Source organism: Duncaniella muris (assembly GCF_003024805.1).
Taxonomy (GTDB): Bacteria; Bacteroidota; Bacteroidia; order Bacteroidales; family Muribaculaceae; genus Duncaniella; species Duncaniella muris.
Window position 1 is genome coordinate 24438 of record NZ_PUEC01000013.1, and the last position, 22919, is coordinate 47356.

The following is a 22919-nucleotide window of genomic DNA, read 5'->3' on the forward strand; positions in this document are numbered from 1 at the left end:
CCAGTCAGGGAGGTAGGAGGGGGTGGATTGAGTGCTTTAGGAATCAGTAGTGAGGCCCGGAGCGGAGGTCAGGGTATATAGACCGGATGCTCGCATTGGCGGCGGAGCCGTCTGAGCCCTATCAGAGGCAGGAGGGTGAACAGCAGCAGGGCCACATAGTAGAATCGCGAATAGTAGATGGGGATTCCGTTGAGGGCCTGGTCGATGTAGATCAGGAAGTAGTAGCGGATCGGGACGATATAGGAGAATATTGCTATTCCGCCATACATCTTTTCTACCGGAAACGAGAAGCCGGCCACGGAAAAGCACAGAATTCCGGTCAGTGATACGATCGAGAGCGCGATGCGGAAGTTTGGCAGCATCTCGGTAATGAACACGGCGAATCCCTGGGTGGCTGTCACCAGAAGCAGCATAGCCAGCACCATGTGGACCGGATGGTTGTTGAGCGGGAATCCGAGGAAGCCGAACATCACCGCCTGGATGGCGATCCCGACGGAGGTGAAGATCACCGTCTGCGGAAGGAGTTTGCCCAGCAGCGCTATGCCCATATGGCCGCGAGCCTCTTCAAGCCATTCAACCGAAGTGCCGGTCTTGTGCTCTTGGCAGATGCTGAACACTGTCACGAGCAGTATTATCAGCGCCAGCAGGCAGGGTATGAACGACTGGCAGAGGTAGATCGAATAGTTGGTCCAGGGGTTGTTGAGCGGATGGGTGCGGATGACAAGAGGCTGAATCAGGGAGCCTGCCAGATTTTCGTCGGCTCCGGCGCTGACAAGAGTAGTCTTGACAATGCCGCCGGCTGTGGTGACGGCGATTGTCTTGAATCCTTTGAAACTGAGCGATCCGGGCACGAAGATTGTCATGTTGGAGAAAAACGAGAGTGTGGGCTTCTCTCCAGCTATCGTTTTCTGCTGAAAGTCAGAGGGGATGAGGAAAAAACCGTATATTTCCCCGCTTTTCACCCCGTTGATCGCCTCATGATAGCTTTCGAAATCGGAGTTGATGTCCACAAGGGGCGAGGCATCGAGCGAACGGCCTATCTGACGCGAAAGTGAGGAGTGGTCGAGATCTACCATCCCTACGGGCACTTTCAGCGGCAGACCTTCGTGCATGAGGTTCAGAAAGAAGAACGAGCATGCAAGAGGTACCACCAGCATCATGACCACATAGATTTTGCGTGAGGTCAGGCGCCGGAGTTCGCGTTTGATTATGTCGAGAAGCACCATCGTTTAACAGATTGAAAAGGGAGGATTATTTCTTGAAGTAGACCACACTCATGCCTGGGCGCAGCTGGGCTATGGTGTCGAGCGGATGGGCCTTGACTTCGAAAGTCTTGCTGTCCCACTGCCCGGTGGCCTTTGTGGCCTGCCAGGTGGCATAGCTGCCGAGATCGCGGACATAGTAGATTCTGGCCTTCACGGTCTTCTTGTCGAGGGCCGGGATCATGACCTCGATTTCGCCGCCGAGAGGCATGTCGTTAAGGAGTTCTTCACGCACATTGAATGTGACCCATTTGTCGCTGAGTTTCAGAAGACTCATGATCGGTGCTCCGAGCGACACGAGCTCGCTTTCTGCCGGGTAGATCTGGTCGATCTGTCCGTCGCACGGTGCCAGCAGATACTGGTCTTCCAGCAGACTTTCCACTTCGGCTACTCCGCCTTTGGCCACGTTGACCATCGCGGCCGCGCTCTCTTTGTCTTCTTTCTGAGCGCCTGTCACGGCGAGATCCACCTGGCTCTGTGCGGCACGGTGTGCGGCCACGGCTGCGTCATAGGCGGCTTTGGCCTCGTCGCGCTTCTGTTCTGAAACCACACCTTCACGGAAGAGATTTTCCATGCGGTTGTAGGTTTTATGGGTGATGGTGACAGCAGCCTCGGCCTGTGCGGCAAGATCACGGGCCGACTGAATGATCTGCTTGCGTGTGCCGGCATCTACTTTCTGATTCTGGGTGCGGGCCACGGTTTCCATGCCTTCCGCCTGCATGAGTTTGGCATCGGCAAGTGAGGAGTGGATGTGGACGAGTGTGTCGCCGGCATGGACAATGTCTCCTTCATGGACGTAGAGTCTGACCACACGTCCTGGAAGTTTGCCGGAGATGCGGATCGAAGAGGCGTCGGCCTGACCCTCTATTATCTCCGATGGTTTGTTAAGAAAACAGAATCCTATGATGGCAAGGACGATACAGATTACTACCATGACGGCCAGAGCCGTCATGAGGATACGGTTCTCGCTGCGCTGGGCATTGGCGGCGGATGTGTTCTGCTTGTCTGACATGACTGTAGGTGGTTTTGTTATGATGTTGATTTTGAATTCTTGAGTTCCGGATGGCTTTATTCAGAGGTTTCAGCCACTTATTGTGCGGCCTGAACGTCAAGCCGTCCGAGCACTTTGTTGAGGTAGACATCGCAGAGATATACGTCGATGCGGGCGTCGATATTCTCGGAGTGTGCCTTGAGCCATGCGGTCTGGGCTTCCATGACATTGTCAACGGTCATCACTCCGTCGCGGAATCCGAGTTGAGCGCAACGCAGGTTCTCATCGGCTTTGGCGAGATTGGATTCAGTCATGCTGAAAGTCTTGAATGCCTCATCGGCTTTGAACGAGGCCTGGTTGACCTGCAGGTCTACCATCTCGCGGGCGTTGTCGAGCTGAAGGTTGGCGGCCACTGTCTGAGCCTTGGCTGCACGGAGCTTGTTGTAGTTGCTTCCCCAGTGCCAGATAGGAATGGTCAGCATGGCTCCGACAGAGAACATGCCGTTGAATTTTTTCTGAAAGCCGTCAAACATGTTGGGGTTCGAGAACGAGTAGGCTCCTACCAGTGCAAGATTTGGCATCATTGAGGCGCGGGCCACGGTTTCTTTTTCCTTGTAGATTTTCACTCCGAGTTCAAGGGCGCGGAGGTCGTCGCGCGAGGCGTAGACCTGCTGCATGTCGTAGCTCTTGGCTACAGGCGCGGTTGTGCTGATGGTTTCGGCATCTTCGTCAGCGAGAGTGAAAACAGTGTGTACAGGCAGACCGCACACCTGGGCCAGGGCCATGCGCGACAGCACCAGTCCGTTGTCAACCTTCGTCAGGTCGATCTGGGCGGAGTTGAGTTTGACATCTACTGTGAGCTGGTCGCGTTTGGTGGCCACGCCCTCTTTGACCATCAGACTGACGTTGTGGCTGAGAGTGTCAAGCAGATTGACATAGCTCACAGCGAGTTTCTGCTTTGCTTTCAGCGAGACCACCTGCCAGTAGGCGGCATCGACGGCATAGATGACATCCTGCGCAGAATTGTCGTGCATGGCGGTGGCAAGCTGTTCGGCATAGCCGGTTATCTTGTTCATCGCCACGATCTTTCCGCCCATGAAAATAGGCTGGGTGAGGGTGACGGCTCCGAAAAACACGTTGTGGAGGTCGTAGCTCAAAGCTTCTTTAGGCAGATAGGCAACCTGTGAGGGGATGGGTTTGCCGTCGACCATCACCGGCTTTCCGTCAATGGGGTTTTTGACGAAATCGAATTCATAGCCCTTGGTCTCCGGGTTGAATGACTTGATGGGCAGAAGCTGGTCTGATTCTAATACGGAAATGCCTTTCTGATTGTACATATAGCCGCCGGCGAAGTCAAGTGACGGCAGATAGGCGGCGAATGCCTGGTCTTTCTCGTAACCGGCCACCTTTATCTGCTGGGCCGAGCGACGGAGATCCTTGTTGTTGGCCAATGCCAGCTGCCGGCACTGTTCAAGGTTCATGACGCTTCCTTCCGAAGGAATGTCAGAGGGAGAGACAGCGGCGGCGCCGAGCGCCAGAGGTGCCAGCAAGGCGATTAAAAGTCTGCGTTTTGCCATGATTGGGAGCTTAGTTGAAAAACGTGAGATCCTGGCCCGTAAAATGTGTGTCTGAAACGGGTCTGCAAATATAACCTCTTTTGGAGATTAAATGTTTAATTTTTTCTTACGATAATTATCCCAAATTGGCGAAAAACTATTCTGTTTTGCCGCAGGCCTTGATTGGCTTTATTTTCGGCCGAAATCGGCGGGGATTTCTCCCCAGACGGGAGTGTCCCAGGTGAGTATCGGATTGGTGATCTCATGAGTCTGAAGCCACAGAGTGGCGCGTCTGATCATCTCGAACAGAGGTGCGTTGGCGGCGGTTGGTTTCAGATTGGTTTTAGGCTGTCGGTTGCGCACCCATGAGCGGGCTGTGCGCGAGTCTGTATAGATGGGCACATTGTGTCGTCCCTGCTGCGTGAGAAGCGCAAGCCCGTGGACCAGCGCGAGATACTCGCCGATGTTGTTGGTGCCTCCTTCAAACGGTCCGGCATGGAAGATGCGCTCGCCGGTGCGAACCCACACGCCCTGATATTCCACCGGACCTGGATTGCGCGAGCAGGCGGCATCGACTGCCAGAGCATCCAGGCGGATTTCCGGAAAGGCTTCATAGTTGACATGCTCATGGGAGGGGCCTTTGGCTATTGCGCTGAGAAGTTCGAGCTGTTCGGCCGGATCTCCGCGGTAGGCTGCTACAGCCGCTTCCTGCGAGTCGAAGCTCTTGAAGCGCGCGTCGGGATAACCTTTGACCTGTAACTGACATTCTTCCCAGGAGTCGAAGACTCCGGTGGCAAAGCCGTTCCAGACTACATAGAATTTTTTGCGTGGGGCCATATTATATAGGTGGAGGAGGAAGCTTATGAAAGGGTTAGATAAATGCTGATGTCTACACTGCGCATCCCGGCAGCCTTGGCCACCTGTGGGTTGACAATGCGCCCGAAGAATGTATAGGTGGCTTTCTGCATGCCCGGCAGCAGTTTAAGGGCATTGCTCACTCCCTCGCAGCTGACAATTGAGCTCATCAGGGTGATCAGCGTGTTGCTGAGAGCCATTGCGGCTGTGCGGGCAACGGCGCAGCCTGCATGTACGAAGCAGATACGTTCACGCAGAGAGGCCGATTCTCTTACTGCCAATGCGTCGGCGAGATCAACGGGTGTCATAGCCGGGAACGCCTTGCCGCTGTCAGAGGAAAGGTCAAAGGCAAGCACGCCGCGTTTCATCACCGAGGTAAGCTCTGATCCAGCGCTGAAAGGCTCTGTGGTGGGAGTGGCCACCACCACATCGGCCGCACGAAGCGCGTTTTCAAGTGTGTGGGGATGCAGCGTGGAGGTTATCACCCACGGGCCGAGCTGCTGCGATGCGCGGCGCAGGGAGTAGACGTCGTTGTCATACATTCTGACGGTTGCGCCGAGCCCTACTGCCGACCGTGCTGCCGCACAGGCCGCGATGCCAGACCCGATGACAAGCACTTCGCAGGGTATGATTCCGGCCACGCCACCGAGCAGTATCCCTTTTCCGCGTGTGGCGTCGGCAAGCAGCGATGATGCCATAGCCACCGAGGCCCGGCCGTCGATTTCGGCAAGGATATCGGCAAACGGAGTGCAGCCGCCTGAGTCTTCAATGAGGTCGAGGGCTATGGCGATTATATGGCGCTTCAGAAGTTCCTTTATGGCATCGGTATGCTGGTTCTGCGGCTTGAGCAGGGTAAGGAGCATGGTTCCGCGACGCATTTTCCGCACATCGGCAGCTTCAAGCGGGGCAAGGTGTATGACGATGTCGCAGCCTAAGGCCTCACTGCGGGTGCCTACGCTGACACCGGCACGCATATACTGGTTGTCGGTGTAGTTGATCGCCGCCGTTGCTCCGGCTTCCATCTTTATGCGGAAACCGCGTTCTGTCAGCTCGGCGGCGGCCTCAGGTGTCAGCGGGAAGCGCCGTTCCGAGGAGCTTTGGCAGGCGGGCAGGCCTATGGTGAGGCTCCGGCGGTCAATCAGAGTCTCCTGAGGTTGTTCCTGGGGTGTGTGGGTGAACTGTGGCATATGCTTGTACTTTGTTCAGTCCTGAGATCCGTTTTCTTTCAGCCGCAGACCGAAACGGCTGATGAAGGCCCGGCATTTTTCTTCTATCTGGTCTTCGTCTTCGAGGCAGGTGCTGTCGAAGATCTCGGCCGCACGGCTGTAGAAAGGCATGCGGGCGGCCAGCTGCTTTCTGACAAAGTGCTCCAGTTCGCTGTCACTGAGAGCCGCTATCAGCGGACGTTTGTGGCGTCCGCGTTTGAGCCTTTCAAACAGCCGTTCCTCGGAGGCTGCGAGCAGCACTGTCAGACCCTTTGACTGCATCAGTTCCATGTTGCCGGCAAAGCAGGGAGTGCCGCCTCCGCAGGCCACCACAACATCACGCTTGCCGTCGGCACTGACTTCGCGCAGCATCCGGCGTTCCATGTCGCGGAAAGCTTCCTCGCCTTCCTCGGCGAAAATTTCGCGGATCTTCTTGCCGGCGCGGGCCTCGATGTAATCGTCGAGGTCTATGAAATCAAGTTCGCAGCGTCGGGCGAGCGCCTTTCCGAGGGTCGATTTGCCGCAGCCCATGTAGCCGATGAGAAAAATGGTCTTCATTTTGTCAGATAATATTTCTATATAATGTGTCAGGAGGGGAGATCAGATGTTCGGGGTGGTCCAGGTGTAGCTCTCGGTGCAGCTCACAGTGGCGCTGAGCGGGCCAACGCTCAGAGTGAAGTCACCGGCTTCGAGAGCCCACTGGCCCTGGGCGTTGACAAACGCGAGGTCGGAGGCTGGAATCGTGAAGCGTACCGCACGGGTTTCGCCTGGCATGAGGGCGAGTTTGTCGAAGGCGCGCAGGCGCTTGTTGTCAGGCACTACGGATGCCACGTGGTCAGAAGAGTAGAGCAACACGGCTTCCTTGCCGTCGACTGATCCGGTATTGGTTATGTCGACTGTGACGGTGAGCATGTCAGAGGGGCCGAACTGATGCTTGTCTACGTGGAGGTTTGAGTAAGAGAAGGTGGTGTAGCTTTTTCCATAGCCGAAAGGCCACTGCACGTTGACGCGGGCGTCATAGTCATAGACACCTTCCATCTTTCCTACCTCCTCGCTGACCTTGTAGTCATAGGTGACGAGCGAGTTGATTTCACGCGGATAGGTGAAGGGGAGCTTGGCCGAGAAGTTGCGCTTGCCGCTCAGGAGCAGGGCGAGGGCATCGCCGCCGAAGTTGCCGGGGATTATCACGTCGACCACAGCCTGGGCCAGTGGTTCGATGTCGGCCAGTATGCGCGGACGGCCTTCGTTGATGACGAGCAGTATCGGTTTGCCGGTCTTGGCGAGGGCCTTGACCATTTCGCGCTGGTTGGCAGAGAGATGCAGGTCGGTCAGATTGCCGGGAGTCTCGCAGTAGGAGTTTTCGCCGATGCATGCCACGATCACGTCGGCCTTTTCGGCAGCCTTGAGCGCCGGTGCGAAATCGCTGACAGTTTCGTCTTCATAATGCCCCTCGTTGTTGAAGCTTACAGTCGGGACATAGCTTACATTTGCCGCTCCGAAGGTGGCACTGAGGGCTTCGAGGATTGTGTTGTAATCTTTGGCATAGCTGTCGGTAAGATGGCCCTGCCAGGTGTATGACCAGCCTCCGTTGAGCGAGCGCATTGAGTTGGCTGTAGGTCCTGTCACCAATAGGCGTGTGCCCTGACTCAGCGGCAGGAGACTGTTTTCGTTCTTGAGCAGGACCATAGTCTCGACAGCGCTTTCAAGAGCTTCTTTGCGGAATTTTTTCGAAGCGTGGTCGGGATGCTCCTTGAGAGTGGTGTTGGGATGGTCGAAGAGCCCCAGACGGTATTTGAGTCTCAGCGCGCGGGCGGCAGCATCGTCGATGCGCTCCATGCTGACGCTGCCTTCCTCCACAAGTTCGCGGAGAATGGTGCAGTAGTCAACCTTATAGGGTTCCATCGCCATGTCGATGCCTGCGTTGATGGCTATGCGGATGGCATCTTTCTTGTCGCGGGCCACTTTCTCGCGTGTGTAGAGATTGTTGATGTCGGCCCAGTCGGTGACAATCAGGCCGTCCCACTGCAGGTCGTTTTTGAGCCACTTGGTCAGCAGAGTCCAGTCGGCGTGGACCGGAGTGCCGTTGATTGACGAAGAGTTTACCATCACGGTCAGCGCTCCGTTCTTGATGGCTTCAAGGTAGGGGGCGAAATGCTTTTCACGTAGGTCTGACGGTGAGATATGGGCCGGTGTGCGGTCTTTGCCGGAGAATGGCACTCCGTAGCCCATGAAATGCTTGACTGATACCGCTATGTGATTGCCGTCGATGTGGTTCGGGTCATCGCCCTGGAAACCTCTGACAGCAGCGGCGCCCATCAGGGCGTTGACCAGCGGATCTTCACCGTAGTTTTCCCAGAAGCGCGGCCAGCGGGGGTCGCGGGCCAGGTCGAGAGTGGGCGAGAAGGTCCAGGGACAGTCGCTCGCGCGGGTCTCGTAGGCTGTGATTTCCGCAGCTCTGCGGGCAATCTCGGTGTTGAACGAGGCAGCCACGTTGAGGTTCTGAGGGAAGAGTGTGCCACCGTTGGTATATGTGGTTCCGTGGTTCTGGTCGAGCCCGTAGATGCAGGGGATGCCCATGTATTTCATGGAGGCTTCCTGAATCTGAGGTATGATCACGTTCCATGTCTCCGCGTCAAGGCAGTAGGAATATGGAGCGTTGAGGATGGAGCCGACTTTGTAGACCCCGAAGATGGTGTCGAGTTTGGCCGGGACGAGGCGGAAACCGTCAGGACCGTTTTCGCCGAGTATGTCGAGCTGTATCTGGGTCATCTGGCCAATCTTCTCGTCGAGAGTCATTCGGGAGAGGGTCTCGCTGACTTTTTTCTCGATTGCCGGATCAGAGGGGATGACCGGAAGTGTTATCGGTTCGTAGGCGAAAGCCGGAAGGGCCAGGGCCAGGAGGGGAAGGAGTGATTTGCGTAGCATGAGAGTCTATTAACTTGTAGGTTGATTTGTATTCTTAGATGCCGTTTTTTTACAACTTCTTATTGTCAGCCTCTGCCGAAGATGCCTTTTTGAGTTCCGGATAGGATATGCGCGAGTGATACATGGTGCGCAGGCGCTGTGCGAAGACCTCTTTGATTGTGCTGACGTCGCGGAACGATATCGGCGATTCGTTGTGGAGACCTTCGGCAATCTGGCTGTCGATGATTTTGTTGATGAGCGCTGAAATTGCTTCCGGCGAGTGTTCGGGCATAGACCTTGAGGCTGCCTCGACAGCGTCGGCCATCATCAGCAGTGAAGTCTCTTTTGACTGAGGATTCGGGCCAGGATAGCTGAACGGGGCCGGATCTACATTTTCGTCGGGATGGGCGTTGCAGTATGTGGTATAGAAATAGCGCGCCATGCCGGCTCCGTGGTGCTCGGAAATGAAACGGCGTATCATCTGGGGCAGTTTGGCTTTTTCGGCAAGGGCGAGGCCTTCTCTGACGTGGCCGGTGACTATGCGGGCGCTCTGGATCTGGTCAAGGGCATCGTGCGGATTGACTCCGTGCTGGTTTTCGGTGTAGAATGCCGGGTTTTTGATTTTGCCGATGTCATGGTAAAGGGCTCCGGTTCGCACCAGCTGCACGTTGGCTCCGATGCGGCCGGCGGCCGCAGAAGCGAGATTGCTGACAGCCATAGAGTGGTTGAATGTGCCCGGACATTCTTCTGAAAGTTCGCGCAGCAGCGGGTTGTTGATGTCACTGAGCTCCACCAGTGTCACGCGGGAGGTGAATCCGAACACTCTTTCAACGAGAAACATCAGGACATAGCTGAACGATATGAGGATGGCGTTGATGGCGAAGCAGCCGAAAATGCGGCCCTCTGTTTTTGAGAGCGAGCCTGACTGCATGATCTCGACGGCCGCATAGCAGGCAGCGTAGGCAATGAAGATCAGGGCGGCGGTGCGTATGAGCTGACTGCGCCGCGAGAGGTCTTTGAGTGAGTCGATGGCCACCACTCCGGCTATGAACTGGATGAACACGAATTCCAGCGCGAATGATGTGATGATAGCGCAGATCAACACCTGGATAAGATGGCAGAAATATGCCGTACGCGAGTCCAGGAAGACCAGTATCAGAATCGGCACGATGGTAAACGGCGTGATGTAGAGCCCGGTTCTGAACGCCGCCTGCATGGCGAAGGCAAATAGGGTGAAGAGCCCCATGATTGTCATTATGAACAGCACCGTGCGGTCATCGTCGAAATAGTCGCGGCGGAAGATGCAGAGATAGCCGTAGAGAGCGCCGAAGAGGATCACCATATAGAGAATCTGTCCGGCCAGTGGATAGTAGTGCTGGCTTATGGTGCCTTTGCCTCTTTCATCGGCAATCTCCTCATATGTTTTCAGAACGGTGGCGAGCCGGGTGGTCACAATGTCGCCCTTGTCGATGATTCGTTCTCCCTGCTGGATTATGCCTACCGGGGCCATAGCTTTCTGCAGTGCTTCTTCAAGAAGACGCCGGGTTGTGACGGTGTCTATCAGTATGTTGGGCTGAAGAATTTCAGAGAGATGTGTGGCAGACAGGGCCTGGTGCATCCCCTTGTCGCGGAAGATGCTGTCGAGATGTTCGTAGGCACGGAATGCCGAGAGGTAGGCTGAAGTGGGCATGCTGATGGCCACGTTGTCATGAATGAAGCGCACTGACGGCAGCCGGCCTGATGCGATTTTGCTATAGGTGTCGCGGTCCACGATGCCGTTTTCATAGATGTTGCGGATCTCGCGTATGATCTGGTTGCGCTGTGAGGGGGTGATGTCAAGACCGGTGGTGGAATTTAGCCTGGTGGTGTAGTCCGATACGATGGTCTTCTCGGCCGTGATGTCGCGGGTGAACACAGGCTCGAAATGAGTCTGCAGGCTGTCTCTGATTCTGGCTGCGCTCAGAGAGTCGAGGTGGATGGGGATGTCAAACGGAGCAGTGAGAAGGGCATAGCTCCAGGGGCGTCCTTCCTCGAAGACATAATGATTTTCGCTGGTGCGTGGAAGGAAGTAGACGGAGACAGATACCACGATGACGAATAGCAAAGCCCGGAATGTAAGCTGTCGGGATGGCAGTTTGTTCATATCTCTAAAATGTTTCGGACTACGGTCCAGATAATGATGGTCGAGAGGAGGAGCAGGATGAACGCCCGCGCGCTGAGAAATTTGCGGAGCCGTGGGGCTCGGTTGCCGGCAAGGCGCGAGACTATCAGCAGCACTATCAGCGGGATCTCGATGGCAAGGATAGCGTTGAAGCGGAGGGCTGCGGCCGGATCTCCGTTGAGCAATGCGTGGAGCGCTCTCTGGGAGCCGCATCCCGGACATGAGAGCCCGGTGAGCATCCTGAAGCTGCAGCGCGGATAAAGATTGGTCGAAGGGTCTACTGACGCATAGAGGATAAGCGCACCTGTGGCGGCAATGAGGATGACGGCTGTCAGTATCATGCGGCGAGTGACGCGCGCTTTGGCTGTGGGCTGAGGGCCGGCAGGCGGTTCGGGCGGTATGTAGACCGGCGGTTTTGTCATAAGAGGCCGAGCAACATCGAGAACGGAGCCCAGATCAGACCGGCCACAAAAGCCACGATGATCCACATCTGTGCTTTCGACGAGGCGTCAAGCGCTCCGTTATAGTCACCGCGCATGTAGGCGGGTGAGACTTTCGAGGCATAGATGATGGCGGGGATTCCGGCGGGAATGCAGCAGCAGATGGTGGCTATGATGGCCCAGACAAGATAGTTGTCAGGCATGGGGGGCATACGCTCAGGATCGAAGGGTTCCAGGCTGTATTGGGGCTGTCCGTATGCCGGCTGTCTGTATGCTCCGCCATATGGCTGTGAATACTGATTGCCGTAAGGGGTGCCGTAGGGCTGCTGAGGTGCGGCGCCGTAGTTTTGGCCGTATGGCTGCTGATTGCTGAATCCGTTCTGACGCGAGGCTATGACAGCGGCTATTTCGGGGATGGCTGCCGCTGTGGTCCAGTCGGCAAGGCCTTCATGCCATACCGGGGTCGACATGCTGAGACCCGGTATGGCATAAAGTTCCTCGACTGACAGCGGGCCTTTCTGCACGCTGTCTATGATTATCCAGTATTTCATCCGATCAGAAGAATTTGATCTCTTTGCCGAGAATGTCGGAGAGGATGGAGTTGGCCAGACGCGATGCGCCCAGACGGAAATACTCAGCGGTTTCCACCCATTTTTCGCCAAGAACTGTCTTGACAATGGTGTAGTATTTCAGAGCGTCTTCGGTGGTCGAGATGCCTCCGGCTGCCTTGAAGCCTACCATGCGGCCGGTTTTCTCGTAGTATTCCTTGATACATTCACACATAATGTAGGTGGCTTCGAGCGATGCGCCGGGATATTCCTTACCGGTTGAGGTCTTGAGGAAGTCGGCTTCGGAATAGAGAGCCAGGATCGAGGCGTTGCGGATGTTTTCCGCAGTCTTGAGGGCTCCGGTTTCGAGGATGACTTTCATCAGAGAGTCGCGGCATGAGTGCTTCATCTCGATCATCTGGTCGCAGGCTTCCTCATAGTCCTTGTCAAGGAAGTCGCCGAGGCCGAGCACAATGTCGATTTCATCAGCTCCGGCTTCTACTGCGAGACCGATTTCAGCCACTTTCACTTCGATGAAGCTCTGGGCGCTGGGGAAACAGCCGGCCACAGCCGCGATGTCGACGTCACTGCATTCGAGAACTGTGCGCACTACGGGCACAAAGTTGGGATAGACGCAGATGGCGGCCACGTTGGGCAGATCGGCATATTCGTGGGCAAAGGCATTGACTCTTTCAGTGAAATTGGCCACTGACTGCTGTGAGTCGGTGGATTTCAGTGTGGTCAGGTCAATGGCGCTGAAAAGTTTCTTAAGGACTTCAGGAGTGCGGTTCTCGTCAAGATGCTTGTCAAGAATCTCCTGTACTTTTGCTGCGACTTCCGCGTCAGATGTGGTCACGCGGCTGTCAGCTATGACTTGCTGATACTTATCCATGATGATTATATTTTTCAGGGTCTTATGGTTAATATTTTAAGTTGATTCATTTTGGCTGGTGGCTGCGGTGTCTCGGTCAGTCATCGCGCAGCTTCGGGTTGGAGGCGTGGCGGGTGGCGTCGCGGACGCTTTTCTTCTCAATGTTGCGGCGGAAGGCCTCGGTCAGGTCTATGCCGGTCTGGTTGGCAATGGCGGTCAGCACCCAGAGCACATCCGCGAGCTCATCGGCAAGGGCATCGGCGTTTTCGCCGGGCTTGAATGACTGGTCGCCGAATCTGCGGGCCATGATGCGGGCCACTTCTCCGGTCTCTTCAGCCAGGATGGCCATGTTGGTCAGCGGGGAGAAATATCTCACCCCGGTGGTGGTGATCCACTCGTCGACAACTGCCTGCAGCGAGCGCAGAGAGATCGAATCATCTGGTGTAGAATTGATTTTCATGGCTTCTGTCCGCGTAGTTTCTATTCACGTAGTTTTGAGTCTATAACAATCGTGACGGGGCCATCGTTCACCAGCGCCACCTGCATGTCGGCGCCGAACACACCCTTTCTGACCTCGCGTCCGAGCAGACTCTGGCATTCAGAGCAGAAAAGCTCATAGAGAGGAATGGCCAGATCATGGCCGGCGGCATGGATGTAGCTCGGCCGATTGCCCTTGCGGGTCGATGCACACAGAGTGAACTGGCTGACGGCAAGAATGTCGCCTCCGGCATCAATGACCGAGAGGTTCATCACACCCTCGCAGTCGGCGAAGATGCGCATGGCGGTGCATTTGGCTGCGAGCCAGCGGGCATCATCGGCACTGTCGCCGTCGGCCACACCGACAAGCACCATCAGTCCGGGGCCGATAGCGCTATGAAGCGAGCCTCCGATGCTTACCGAAGCCTCTTTTACACGTTGTATAACTAATCTCATAAGTGCAAAAATACAAAAAAAATGAATTCCCGCATCATCTTTGCCCATTTTTCAGCTGTGGCATCTTCACAGATGCTGCGGATCGGGGATGTCTGTTTATGTCAGGGGGCTGATGATGATGTTGCAGATCAGTAGTCGCTGAACAGACGCGGCTTGATCACGAGGCCTACGCGCACCGTGGAGTGGAATTCCTTGTAGGCAAGGAGCCCTTCGCCGTAGCCGTTGTAGTATTGCAGAAACAGAAACTGGTTGTCGCGCTTGAAAATGCGGTAGTTGAGTTCGACCGTGGTGTTATAGTTCAGTTTCCAGCCTTTGCGCTTGACCAGGTTCACGGCGAGGCCGAAGCGCCCGTTCTGCGATGTGAAGCTCGTGCCGACCTGATAGATGCCGCAATAGTCGAGGATGTCTTTGTTCTCTACGCCGTCGATGATCGGAATCCAGGCTTTGCCGTGGACCACCACCTGCGGGTCGATCATGATGCTTCCGCCGAGGCTGATGCGGTTCCAGGAGCGTGATGCGGTTCCGTCGCGGCCGTTTGACTCATGTTCGGCTATAAGGTTTATCTTGCCTACAAAGCGGTCTTTGACGAAAAGCGGTTTGGTCAGACCGATGCCCGGATTGAAATTCAGATCGGTCATCGGCAATGAGTTCTCAAGCACATTCCAGAAACACTTCTGAGAATAGAACAGGAAGAGATATGTGCCCCCCGGAAGAGTGCTTCGGGTCAGGCGCTGGGCAATGGAGATCTGAAACTTGATGTTGGTGTTCTCGCGGGTGACACGCTGGCCCACGGGGCAGCCGAATATGAAGTAGTTGTCCTTGTAGAGTCCGAAATACGGGCCGTCGTCAAAGGCGCGTCTGACGCTGTCGGAGTCGATCTCGTCATTGTTGATATTGACTATCTGGGCGCTTGTCCGCAGCGGGACAGCGACGGAAATCAGAGTCAGTACGGTGACGGTCAGGGCAAAGCGCAGGAGTTTATTCATCTGATTGGTTTGGTGGGCTATGGCTGTTACTGCGGGCCGGAGGGGCTAAAGAGTTGTCTGCCCGATGCAAAATTAAGAATAATTTCGTATTTTTGCCTCAAAAATCTGACACTATGCGTTATTCCTACATATTTCCGCGCCTTTTCGTCCAACTCATGCTGCTGCCGTTGGTGCTGCTCGGCCTGCTGACCGGATGCGGCAACGATGAAGAGTTTCTTATCAAATGTGACATCAAGGGGCTCGGCAACAAGGGGGTCGAGATCTTTTATGCCGACCGCGGGCTGCACCGTGCATCTTTCCATCCTGCCGATGACAAGGTTACATTGCGCGGAAGTTCGCAGGAGCCGGTGTTTGTGGATGTCTTTACGGTCGACGGTGAGTGGCTGTTCGGCTGTGTGGCCCGTAACGGCGACGATCTTGAAGTGAAGATGTCACTTGCCGATCCTTCAAAGATAGAGATCAAGGGAAACGATGACTCCCGGCGCTATGCCGCTTTCCTGTCGGCCAACGACTCGATACTGCGCAGCGGCGATGCGGCGGCTGTCAATGCTCTGATAGCCCGCGAGGTGCGTACGAATCCGTCATATATATCTTCAGCTATGCTGCTTGCCACCAGGTTCAATGCCCGCGGTTATGAACTGCTTGCCGATTCGCTCATCAACACTCTGACTCCCGAAGCGCGTCCAGAGGGTGTCATAGGCGGTTTTGCCGGGCTGGTAGGCGAACAGCTCACGCCCGCAGTGCGCGGCGATGTGCGCACCATGACTTTCCGTGCCGCGCCTGACACGGTGGTCCGCTATGTCCCGGCCATGCAGAGCTACAGTCTGCTGGTCTTCGTTGGCAGGTCTAAGCATGACAGCATACGCTCGGTGCTCCGTGAAATGCAGTCCACGCTTCCCAAGAAACGCTTCACGGAGATTGAGATGACCGTGATGTCTGACAGCGCCACGTGGGCGGCCTCGATTCGCCGCGACAGCGCCAAGTGGGTCCAGGCATGGCTTCCCGGCGGCGTGGCTCACAACGCCGTGAGAGCTGTCCAGGTGCCTTATGTGCCCTTCTTTATCGTAACTGACAGTCTTGGCCATCAGGTCTACCGCGGAGGCTCGGTCTGCGCGGCCTCTGACACTCTGCGTTCGCGTCTGGCGCCATATTTCAGAGACGAGACTCCGGCTGATTCCATAGCCGACTGACACGCAGGCTGTAAGACAGACAATAAAAAGGGGCTGCAGAGCGTTATGTGTAGGCATGATTACCATAACATGACATCTGAATTTAGAAAATGAAAACACTCCTCGGCATAGTCCTCATGTCAGCCCTCGCTCTCATCCTCGGCGGATGTATAGAGGACGGCATCGACACATCTCCCTCCTCGCAGCCCGATTTTTCAGTGGACACCCTCTATATGGGTACCGTATTTACCGGTCAGCCTACTCCGACCAGCCGCTTCAAGGTCTACAACAGGCATGACCGGATTATAAGCATCAGTGACATCTCCATCCGTGGCGGGAGCCGGGTTTTCCGCCTGAACGTCGACGGCTTTGCCGGAGAGAACTTCCACAATGTGGAGATCCGCCCCAAGGATTCGATCTTCGTGTTTGTCGAGGCTACACTCGCGCCTAACGGACGCCCTGAACTTACGGAAATCAATCAGACAATCGACTTTACCACTAACGGCGTGACGCGCAGCGTGGTGATCAACGCCGAGGGGCAAGACGTCAGACAGCTGAACGGTGAGATCATTGACACCGACACCCGCTTCGATGCCGTCTACCCCTACCAGATTTTCGATTCGCTCGTGGTCAGCCCCGGAGCCACTCTGACTCTCGCTCCAGGCACCACTCTGCATTTCCATGACAAAGCCTATTGCCGCGTGGAGGGTACTCTCGTCAGCGAAGGCACTCCGGAACTCCCGGTGAATTTCTGCGGTGACCGCACCGGCAATGTAGTAGGGCAGATCTCCTTTGACCTCATGGCCTCACAGTGGCGCGGACTGGAGTTTGCTCCTGAAAGCCGCGGCAACAGGCTCAGCCACACCATTGTCCGCAACACCGTGAGCGGAGTCCTGGCCGATTCGCTTTCGCAGGTCACCTTGGTCAACTGCCGTCTGCGCAACAGCGCCGGCTACACACTGCGCTCCAGATATGCCGATCTGCGGATCGTGGGCTGCGAGCTTGCAGAGGCTGCTGACGGTGTCCTCTCGCTCACAGGCGGAAAAGCAGTGGTCAATCACACAACCATAGCCAATTACTATCTCTTCGCCGCCCTGCGCGGGCCCTCTGTGCAGTTTGACCACTACGATGCTGAAAGTGACAACGGTTCGTCCATGCCTTATCTGACAGCAGATTTTACCAACTGCATCATCTATGGCAACGGAACTGACCTGTCAGTTGGCGACTTCTCAGGCTCTCTGGTCACTCTGCGCCGCTGCCTGCTGAAGAGCAACGGAGAAGACGTTGACAATTTCATCGCTTGCATCTGGGACACCGATCCGCTTTATTACACCGTGCGCAGCGACTACTATTTCGACTATCGCCTGAAGCCGGACTCTCCGGCGCTCGGAGCAGCCGACCCGGCACTGATTCTGCCGGAGGCTTCGGCTGATTTCTATGGAGTCAGCCGTCTACAGGAGGCCCCCAACCTCGGAGCCTATCAGGCTGCAGGCGATCAGGATTGACGCTGACTATGCAGCCTGGCTCTCTGAGGAGCAAGTCGAATGACTAAGAGGGTGTTTCATTGCATTTCCGATATGAAAAATAACGAAGGGCATCATCACGATGTCCTCCGTCGGTAGTAACAATTTGTCTGTAAAAAAATTATAAAATTATAGTCTTAGATCCATTCCGATTGTAGATTTCAGGCCTCAAGTAGCCCATGAGGATCAAGACACACGTAAAATCAGTGGTTATATGAGTTATAGTGGAACCACAAAATCATTTTGAGGTTAATTGGATCAAAAGATTTTGTGGAAATGCGGTGATAGAATTTAGAGATCTTTTGAAAATTGTGGTTGAACTATATGAATGTAGAATCGAATTAAATTCTAATTTTATGATAAGTAACTCTTCAAAATTAAACGATATAATGTACATTAGTATCTCCTATGGAGGATCTTTTATACTCTCTACGGTTTTATTCCGGTCAGAATCAAGTTCTTCATCGGTCGTTTATGTCTATAAACTCCCTCTTCATTCCTCGATTCTGCCTCTGAATAAATTCCGCATATAGTATAAATTAATTTTTTTCAGAGTTACTTAGCAAAAATAATTAAAAAAATTACCCCCCCCGAAATATTTAACATAATTTAACTAAGCTCTATAAATATCTTTCTATAACACAACACTCCTTCAGCTCATTGGTCTGAAGGAGTATTGTGTTATCGGGGGCGGCGGGTGTTGCTGCTTTGCGGCAGCTCTCGCCGACACGTGTGTCTGTTGCGCGGCTTCCGGCTTATTCAGAGAGGATGGAGGGCGCGGTGTAGGTGCGGCTTCCAAGTTCCTGGTCGAGCATATAGAGTCCCATGCCGTCATTGCCGATGAGCGAATACTTGTCGATAAGAGTGCGGCAGTTGTCTTCTTCCTCTACCTGTTCGCTTATGAACCAGTTGAGACGATCGCGGGTTGCATAGTCTTTTTCAGCTTCGGCCAGTGCGTAAAGGTCGTTGATGAGGGCTGTGACTTTCTTTTCGTGTTCGAGAGTAGATTTGAATGCCTCAAGCGGAGATGCCCAGCTGGTGGGAACGGCTTCGATGGCTTTCAGTTCCACACGGCCTCCGCGCTGGTTAACGTAGTTCATGAAGATGGTGGCATGGGCCTGTTCTTCCTGAAATTGGATCTTGAACCAGTTTGCCACTCCTGGCATTCCTTCAGCCTGGAAGTGAAGCGACATTGACAGATAGAGATATGCGCTCCAGAATTCGGCGTTGATCTGGGCGTTGATTGCGTCCTGAACTTTGTTGTTTAACATTGTTGTGCTTGATTTGGGTTTATAAATTTCAGAAAGCAAAAGTAAGAACTTTTTGTAAAAAAAGCCTTGCAGAACCGAATATTTTTTACGATTCCTTACAAGAGGCCTGACAACCGAAACGGTCGTAAAGTTTCTGGAATTTCAGTGCTATTTCGGGGTTGCAGAGGTTGTTGATTGATCCGGCGTGGGTGTGGCTGACGGCGCGGACCGGACGGTAGGTGCCGTCCTGCACTTCAAGCCCTACTTTCTTGTAAGCTTCGCGGAACGGCATTCCGCCGAGCACAAGGCGGTTGACCTCCTCAACGGTGAAGAGATAGTCGTAGCGCGGGTCATCGATGATGTCGCGGCGTATGCGTATGTGCTGAAGCATGAAGTCAGCCATGTCAAGGCAATCGGTCATCTCGGTCGTGGCCGGGAATATGATGTCTTTGAGCAACTGCAGGTCGCGGTTGTAGCCCAGGGGGAGATTGGCAGTGAGCAGTGCGATCTCGTTCTGGATGCTCTGCAGCCGGTTGCATTTTCCGCGCATGATCTCGAATACATCCGGATTTTTCTTGTGGGGCATGATAGAAGATCCGGTGGTAAGCTCGTCAGGGAAGGAGACGAAGCCGAAATTCTGACACATCCACATGCAGACGTCCATAGCCAGATGGCCGAGTGTCGAGGCGATGGCCCCGATGGCCATCGAGGCGGCGCGTTCGGTCTTTCCGCGCGACATCTGTGCGGCCACCACATTATAATGAAGGGTTTCGAATCCGAGCAGACTGGTGGTCATCTCGCGGTCGAGGGGAAATGATGATCCGTAGCCAGCGGCTGAGCCAAGCGGATTCTGGTTGGCTATGTTGTAGGCTGCCACAAGCATCTGCATGTCATCGGCAAGAGATTCGGCATAGGCTCCGAACCAGAGGCCAAATGACGACGGCATGGCTACCTGCAGATGGGTGTAGCCAGGCATCAGCACATCCTTGTATTCCTCGCTCAGAGACTGCAGGCGCTTGAAGAGACGACTGACAGCGTCGGCTATGCGGCGCAGCTCGTCGCGCATGAAGAGTTTGAGGTCTACGAGCACCTGGTCGTTTCGGGAGCGGCCTGAGTGGATCTTCTTTCCTACATCGCCGAGCTTTGCGGTCAGCATGAATTCCACCTGCGAGTGGACATCCTCCACTCCCGGCTCGATTGTGAATTCGCCGCGCTCGATAACTTCGGCGATCTCTCCGAGGGCTTTCAGCAACACTTCGAGTTCATCGGCTTTCAGAAGACCAATGCTTTCGAGCATTCTGATGTGGGCCATCGAGCCTTCAACGTCATATCGGGCCAGACGCAGGTCAAGTTCGCGGTCGCGGCCTACGGTGAATTCTTCTATCATTTTGTCGGGCTCGAAGCCCTTGCTCCAGAGTTTCATATCTTGATGTGTGGATTGCGGGGTTTTGTTGTGTGAGATTGTGTGTGGGGGGATTTATCAGAGCCGCAGACCGGTGATGAGGGTGTGGTAGACCGGAATGGCCTCCTCGATTTCGCTGAGGCGGATGAATTCGTCGGCCGAATGGCTGCGCGATGACTCTCCGGGCCCGATTTTCAGCGAGGGGAAGTCATACATCAGCGACATGTCGCTGGTGGTCGGCGAGACGAATGGAGCCAGGCCGAGGCCTATAGCTCCACTGACCAGCGGATGGTCACTGCTGATGACCGAGGCGCGCACACGGGTGGAACGCGGAGTGAGACTGCTGTGGGGGCTGACGGCAGTGCGCAGAAGGCTGACGGTCTCTTCGTTGGTATATGCGTCGGTGGTGCGGATATCGACCACCCATTTGCATTCGTCGGGAATGGCGTTGTGCTGCCATCCGGCGTTGATCTGGGTGATGTTCAGCCCGACCGGTCCGAGTATCTGCGATTCATCCGGGAAGCGGAACGAGCGGAGAGCTTCTATGTCGGCCATAGCGCGGTAGATCGCGTTGATCCCCTCCGAGCGGGCGGCATGGCCGGTGACTCCCGTGGTTATGCAGTCGAGCACCACGAGGCCGCGTTCGGCTATGGCCGGCTGCATGCCTGTCGGTTCGCCCACTATGGCACAACTTATCTCGATGCCTTCCTCTTTCAGATGTGGGAGGAAAGCTCTCATGCCGTTCTCGCCGCCTACTTCCTCCTCGGCCGTGACGGCCAGGAGCAGGTTGAAGGGCAGAGAGGCAGTGCGCAGCCTGAGAAATGTGTTGGTCAGTGCGGCCACTGAGGCTCCGGCATCGTTACTGCCGAGTCCGTATAGGCAACCCTCGCGCATGTCAGGGCTGAATGGATCGAGACTGTAGCTCGCAGCCGGCCGCACGGTGTCGTGATGGGAGTTGAGCAGCAGGGTTGGCCGGCCGGGGGCAAAACCCTCCGAAAGTGCGTAGACATTGTTGAGATAGCGTCTCGGTGCGGCTCCATTTTCGGCGAGATGGTCGAAAATGAGCTGTGCGGTGGCAGCCTCGTCGCGTGAGAACGACGGGGTGGCGATCATGCGTCTGAGCAGATCAATCTCTGATGACAGTGCCTGAGGTCCGGTTGAGGGCATCGGAATGTTTTATGGTTACAGATCTGACGCCGGCAGCTATTGCGGCGAATGCGTTGTCGATTTTCGGGATCATGCCTTTGCTGACCACACCCTCGGCGCGCAGGCGCTTGTAGATATCAGGCGTGATGAGCGGTATCACGGAGTCGGGGCGTTCGATGTCTTCCATCACGCCTGGCTGTTCGAAGCAATAGATCAGCTCGACCGGTGAGAGACTCGCTGTTCCGGTAGCCACAGCTGAGGCTATGGTGTCGGCGTTGCAGTTCAGAAGCGATCCATTGCCGTCATGGGTGATTGCGCAGAACACCGGGGTGACGCCCGCATCGAGCAGAGAGCCTATGAGTGAGGCATTGACACCTTCCGGAGCGATGTCGCCCACGAAGCCGTAGTCGATCGGCTCCGGTTTGCGGCGGGTGGCGCGGATGGCGTTGCCGTCGGCTCCGGTCAGTCCGAGCGCATTGCACCCGGCAGCCTGGAGCATGGAGACCACTCGTTTGTTGACAAGTCCGGCATAGACCATCGTCACCACGTCAAGGGTCTCGCGGGTGGTGACCCGTCGGCCTTCTATCATAGTGGTGGGTATTTCGAGGCGCGAGCTCATGCGTGTGGCTTCCTTGCCGCCGCCGTGGACCAGAATTTTTCTGCCGGGCAGCTTCACGAAGTCATCGATGAAGCGTGCGAGGGCTTCGGGGTTGTCAACCACATTGCCCCCGATTTTGATCACTTTGATTGTCTCTTCCATCATTTCAGACCTTCAAGGAGACGTTTGATGACCACTTGGGCGGATATTTCGCGGTTGGCGGCTTCCGGAATGACTATGCTGCGGTCTGACTCGATGACATCGTCGGTCACGATCATGTTGCGGCGCACCGGGAGGCAGTGCATGAAGAAGGCGTTGTCTGTCAGGGCCATCTTTTCGCTGTCGACAGTCCATGCGCGGTCGGTCGAAAGTATCTTGCCGTAGTTCGGATCGGCGTAGGCCGACCAGTTTTTGGCATAGACGAAGTCTGCGCCTTCAAGGGCTTTTCGCTGGTCATATTCCACGCGGGCTTTGCCCACGAATTCAGGGGCAAGCTCATAGCCTTCAGGATGCGTGATTACAAATTCATAGTCAGTGGCGTTCATCCATTCTGCGAAGGAGTTGGGGACGGCCTGCGGAAGCGCGCGCGGATGCGGCGCCCAGGTCATTACCACCTTGGGGCGCTCCTTGGTCTTGAACTCTTCTATGGTGATGAGGTCGGCGAAGCTCTGGAGCGGGTGGCGGGTGGCTGCCTCCATGCTGAATACGGGGCGGCCGGAGTAGCGGATGAACTGGTTGATCACTCTCTCCTCATAGTCTTCGGCCTTGTCTTTGAGACCGGCGAACGAACGGACCCCGATGATGTCGCAGTAGGAGCCCATCACGGGGATGGCTTCGAGAAGATGCTCGGCCTTGTCTCCGTCCATGATTACTCCGCGTTCGGTTTCGAGTTTCCATGCTCCCTGGTTGACGTCGAGGACTATGACGTTCATGCCCAGATTCATGGCGGCTTTCTGGGTGCTCAGGCGGGTGCGCAGACTGGAGTTGAAGAAGATCATCATCAGGGTCTTGTCGCGTCCGAGTTCTTTGAATCCGAAACGGTTGGCTTTGATTTCGAGTGCCTCTTTGACTGCGAGGTCAAGAGGGCCTATGTCTGTGACGTTAGTGAAGTGGTGCATT

At 55.3% G+C, this 22919-nt stretch carries 21 protein-coding genes; 2 read left to right on the plus strand and 19 right to left on the minus strand.

The annotated features are described in order from the left end of the window. Positions 1-68: 68 nt before the first annotated feature. The 14 genes from C5O23_RS06740 to C5O23_RS06805 all read right to left on the minus strand — a co-directional run bounded on the left by C5O23_RS06740 (position 69) and on the right by C5O23_RS06805 (position 14712). Positions 69-1226 (minus strand): ABC transporter permease, encoded by a 1158-nt coding sequence (locus tag C5O23_RS06740; protein WP_107032189.1) that lies wholly within the window; start codon positions 1224-1226, stop codon positions 69-71. A 25-nt stretch (positions 1227-1251) separates the two neighbouring features. Beyond that, the gene (locus C5O23_RS06745) at positions 1252-2274 is read right to left on the minus strand and encodes an HlyD family secretion protein (RefSeq protein WP_170068193.1); all 1023 of its coding nucleotides are present in this window, start codon (positions 2272-2274) and stop codon (positions 1252-1254) included. A 77-nt stretch (positions 2275-2351) separates the two neighbouring features. Next, on the minus strand, positions 2352-3830 hold the full coding sequence (locus tag C5O23_RS06750; RefSeq protein ID WP_107032190.1) for a TolC family protein: 1479 nt from the start codon (positions 3828-3830) through the stop codon (positions 2352-2354). A gap of 168 nt (positions 3831-3998) precedes the next feature. Then, positions 3999-4646, minus strand: a complete 648-nt coding sequence (locus C5O23_RS06755; RefSeq protein ID WP_107032191.1) for a ribonuclease H1 domain-containing protein — start codon at positions 4644-4646, stop codon at positions 3999-4001. Positions 4647-4669: 23 nt separating this feature from the next. Beyond that, the gene (locus C5O23_RS06760; protein WP_107032192.1) at positions 4670-5851 is read right to left on the minus strand and encodes a Rossmann-fold NAD(P)-binding domain-containing protein; all 1182 of its coding nucleotides are present in this window, start codon (positions 5849-5851) and stop codon (positions 4670-4672) included. Positions 5852-5866: 15 nt separating this feature from the next. Then, complete coding sequence (locus tag C5O23_RS06765) at positions 5867-6427, minus strand: shikimate kinase (RefSeq protein WP_107032193.1); 561 nt, start codon at positions 6425-6427, stop codon at positions 5867-5869. A 42-nt stretch (positions 6428-6469) separates the two neighbouring features. After that, a complete protein-coding gene (locus C5O23_RS06770) occupies positions 6470-8794 on the minus strand; it encodes a glycoside hydrolase family 3 N-terminal domain-containing protein (protein WP_107032194.1) in 2325 nt (774 codons plus the stop codon). Between the two features lie 49 nt (positions 8795-8843). After that, on the minus strand, positions 8844-10916 hold the full coding sequence (locus C5O23_RS06775) for an HD family phosphohydrolase (RefSeq protein ID WP_161553569.1): 2073 nt from the start codon (positions 10914-10916) through the stop codon (positions 8844-8846). Continuing rightward, on the minus strand, positions 10913-11356 hold the full coding sequence (locus tag C5O23_RS06780) for a DUF2752 domain-containing protein (RefSeq protein WP_107032196.1): 444 nt from the start codon (positions 11354-11356) through the stop codon (positions 10913-10915). The genes C5O23_RS06775 and C5O23_RS06780 overlap by 4 nt, the downstream gene beginning before the upstream one ends. After that, complete coding sequence (locus C5O23_RS06785; protein WP_107032197.1) at positions 11353-11925, minus strand: CD225/dispanin family protein; 573 nt, start codon at positions 11923-11925, stop codon at positions 11353-11355. Before C5O23_RS06785 ends, C5O23_RS06780 begins: the two co-directional genes overlap by 4 nt. 4 nt (positions 11926-11929) lie before the next feature. Continuing rightward, the gene (gene deoC / locus C5O23_RS06790) at positions 11930-12814 is read right to left on the minus strand and encodes a deoxyribose-phosphate aldolase (RefSeq protein ID WP_107032198.1); all 885 of its coding nucleotides are present in this window, start codon (positions 12812-12814) and stop codon (positions 11930-11932) included. 76 nt (positions 12815-12890) lie between these two features. Then, the gene (locus C5O23_RS06795) at positions 12891-13253 is read right to left on the minus strand and encodes a nucleotide pyrophosphohydrolase (protein WP_107032199.1); all 363 of its coding nucleotides are present in this window, start codon (positions 13251-13253) and stop codon (positions 12891-12893) included. A 20-nt stretch (positions 13254-13273) separates the two neighbouring features. Then, positions 13274-13726: a D-aminoacyl-tRNA deacylase gene (gene dtd / locus C5O23_RS06800; protein ID WP_107032241.1), complete on the minus strand. Its 453-nt coding sequence runs from the start codon at positions 13724-13726 to the stop codon at positions 13274-13276. 128 nt (positions 13727-13854) lie between these two features. Further along, positions 13855-14712 (minus strand): phospholipase A, encoded by an 858-nt coding sequence (locus C5O23_RS06805; RefSeq protein WP_107032200.1) that lies wholly within the window; start codon positions 14710-14712, stop codon positions 13855-13857. 113 nt (positions 14713-14825) lie between these two features. Between C5O23_RS06805 and C5O23_RS06810 the strand changes: the two genes are divergently transcribed. Both C5O23_RS06810 and C5O23_RS06815 read left to right on the plus strand, forming a co-directional pair. Continuing rightward, positions 14826-15902 (plus strand): hypothetical protein, encoded by a 1077-nt coding sequence (locus tag C5O23_RS06810; protein WP_107032201.1) that lies wholly within the window; start codon positions 14826-14828, stop codon positions 15900-15902. Positions 15903-15991: 89 nt separating this feature from the next. Beyond that, positions 15992-17386, plus strand: a complete 1395-nt coding sequence (locus tag C5O23_RS06815; protein WP_107032202.1) for a hypothetical protein — start codon at positions 15992-15994, stop codon at positions 17384-17386. Positions 17387-18159: 773 nt separating this feature from the next. On the opposite strand, the gene C5O23_RS06820 is transcribed toward C5O23_RS06815, so the two are convergent. The 5 genes from C5O23_RS06820 to C5O23_RS06840 all read right to left on the minus strand — a co-directional run bounded on the left by C5O23_RS06820 (position 18160) and on the right by C5O23_RS06840 (position 22918). Further along, complete coding sequence (locus C5O23_RS06820; protein ID WP_107032203.1) at positions 18160-18675, minus strand: ferritin; 516 nt, start codon at positions 18673-18675, stop codon at positions 18160-18162. An 85-nt stretch (positions 18676-18760) separates the two neighbouring features. Then, positions 18761-20077 (minus strand): argininosuccinate lyase, encoded by a 1317-nt coding sequence (gene argH, locus C5O23_RS06825; RefSeq protein WP_240597725.1) that lies wholly within the window; start codon positions 20075-20077, stop codon positions 18761-18763. 57 nt (positions 20078-20134) lie between these two features. Beyond that, on the minus strand, positions 20135-21223 hold the full coding sequence (locus C5O23_RS06830) for a M20/M25/M40 family metallo-hydrolase (RefSeq protein WP_107032204.1): 1089 nt from the start codon (positions 21221-21223) through the stop codon (positions 20135-20137). Next, a complete protein-coding gene (gene argB / locus C5O23_RS06835) occupies positions 21183-21962 on the minus strand; it encodes an acetylglutamate kinase (RefSeq protein ID WP_107032205.1) in 780 nt (259 codons plus the stop codon). The genes C5O23_RS06830 and argB overlap by 41 nt, the downstream gene beginning before the upstream one ends. Next, positions 21962-22918 (minus strand): Rossmann-fold NAD(P)-binding domain-containing protein, encoded by a 957-nt coding sequence (locus C5O23_RS06840; RefSeq protein ID WP_107032206.1) that lies wholly within the window; start codon positions 22916-22918, stop codon positions 21962-21964. Before C5O23_RS06840 ends, argB begins: the two co-directional genes overlap by 1 nt. Position 22919: the final 1 nt, after the last annotated feature.

Coding starts and splice junctions, on each gene's coding strand:
- C5O23_RS06740 (WP_107032189.1), bottom strand. CDS start 1,226: ATGGTGCTTCTCGACATAATCAAACGCGAACTCCGGCGCCTGACCTCA.
- C5O23_RS06745 (WP_170068193.1), bottom strand. CDS start 2,274: ATGTCAGACAAGCAGAACACATCCGCCGCCAATGCCCAGCGCAGCGAG.
- C5O23_RS06750 (WP_107032190.1), bottom strand. CDS start 3,830: ATGGCAAAACGCAGACTTTTAATCGCCTTGCTGGCACCTCTGGCGCTC.
- C5O23_RS06755 (WP_107032191.1), bottom strand. CDS start 4,646: ATGGCCCCACGCAAAAAATTCTATGTAGTCTGGAACGGCTTTGCCACC.
- C5O23_RS06760 (WP_107032192.1), bottom strand. CDS start 5,851: ATGCCACAGTTCACCCACACACCCCAGGAACAACCTCAGGAGACTCTG.
- C5O23_RS06765 (WP_107032193.1), bottom strand. CDS start 6,427: ATGAAGACCATTTTTCTCATCGGCTACATGGGCTGCGGCAAATCGACC.
- C5O23_RS06770 (WP_107032194.1), bottom strand. CDS start 8,794: ATGCTACGCAAATCACTCCTTCCCCTCCTGGCCCTGGCCCTTCCGGCT.
- C5O23_RS06775 (WP_161553569.1), bottom strand. CDS start 10,916: ATGAACAAACTGCCATCCCGACAGCTTACATTCCGGGCTTTGCTATTC.
- C5O23_RS06780 (WP_107032196.1), bottom strand. CDS start 11,356: ATGACAAAACCGCCGGTCTACATACCGCCCGAACCGCCTGCCGGCCCT.
- C5O23_RS06785 (WP_107032197.1), bottom strand. CDS start 11,925: ATGAAATACTGGATAATCATAGACAGCGTGCAGAAAGGCCCGCTGTCA.
- deoC (WP_107032198.1), bottom strand. CDS start 12,814: ATGGATAAGTATCAGCAAGTCATAGCTGACAGCCGCGTGACCACATCT.
- C5O23_RS06795 (WP_107032199.1), bottom strand. CDS start 13,253: ATGAAAATCAATTCTACACCAGATGATTCGATCTCTCTGCGCTCGCTG.
- dtd (WP_107032241.1), bottom strand. CDS start 13,726: ATGAGATTAGTTATACAACGTGTAAAAGAGGCTTCGGTAAGCATCGGA.
- C5O23_RS06805 (WP_107032200.1), bottom strand. CDS start 14,712: ATGAATAAACTCCTGCGCTTTGCCCTGACCGTCACCGTACTGACTCTG.
- C5O23_RS06810 (WP_107032201.1), top strand. CDS start 14,826: ATGCGTTATTCCTACATATTTCCGCGCCTTTTCGTCCAACTCATGCTG.
- C5O23_RS06815 (WP_107032202.1), top strand. CDS start 15,992: ATGAAAACACTCCTCGGCATAGTCCTCATGTCAGCCCTCGCTCTCATC.
- C5O23_RS06820 (WP_107032203.1), bottom strand. CDS start 18,675: ATGTTAAACAACAAAGTTCAGGACGCAATCAACGCCCAGATCAACGCC.
- argH (WP_240597725.1), bottom strand. CDS start 20,077: ATGAAACTCTGGAGCAAGGGCTTCGAGCCCGACAAAATGATAGAAGAA.
- C5O23_RS06830 (WP_107032204.1), bottom strand. CDS start 21,223: ATGCCCTCAACCGGACCTCAGGCACTGTCATCAGAGATTGATCTGCTC.
- argB (WP_107032205.1), bottom strand. CDS start 21,962: ATGGAAGAGACAATCAAAGTGATCAAAATCGGGGGCAATGTGGTTGAC.
- C5O23_RS06840 (WP_107032206.1), bottom strand. CDS start 22,918: ATGCACCACTTCACTAACGTCACAGACATAGGCCCTCTTGACCTCGCA.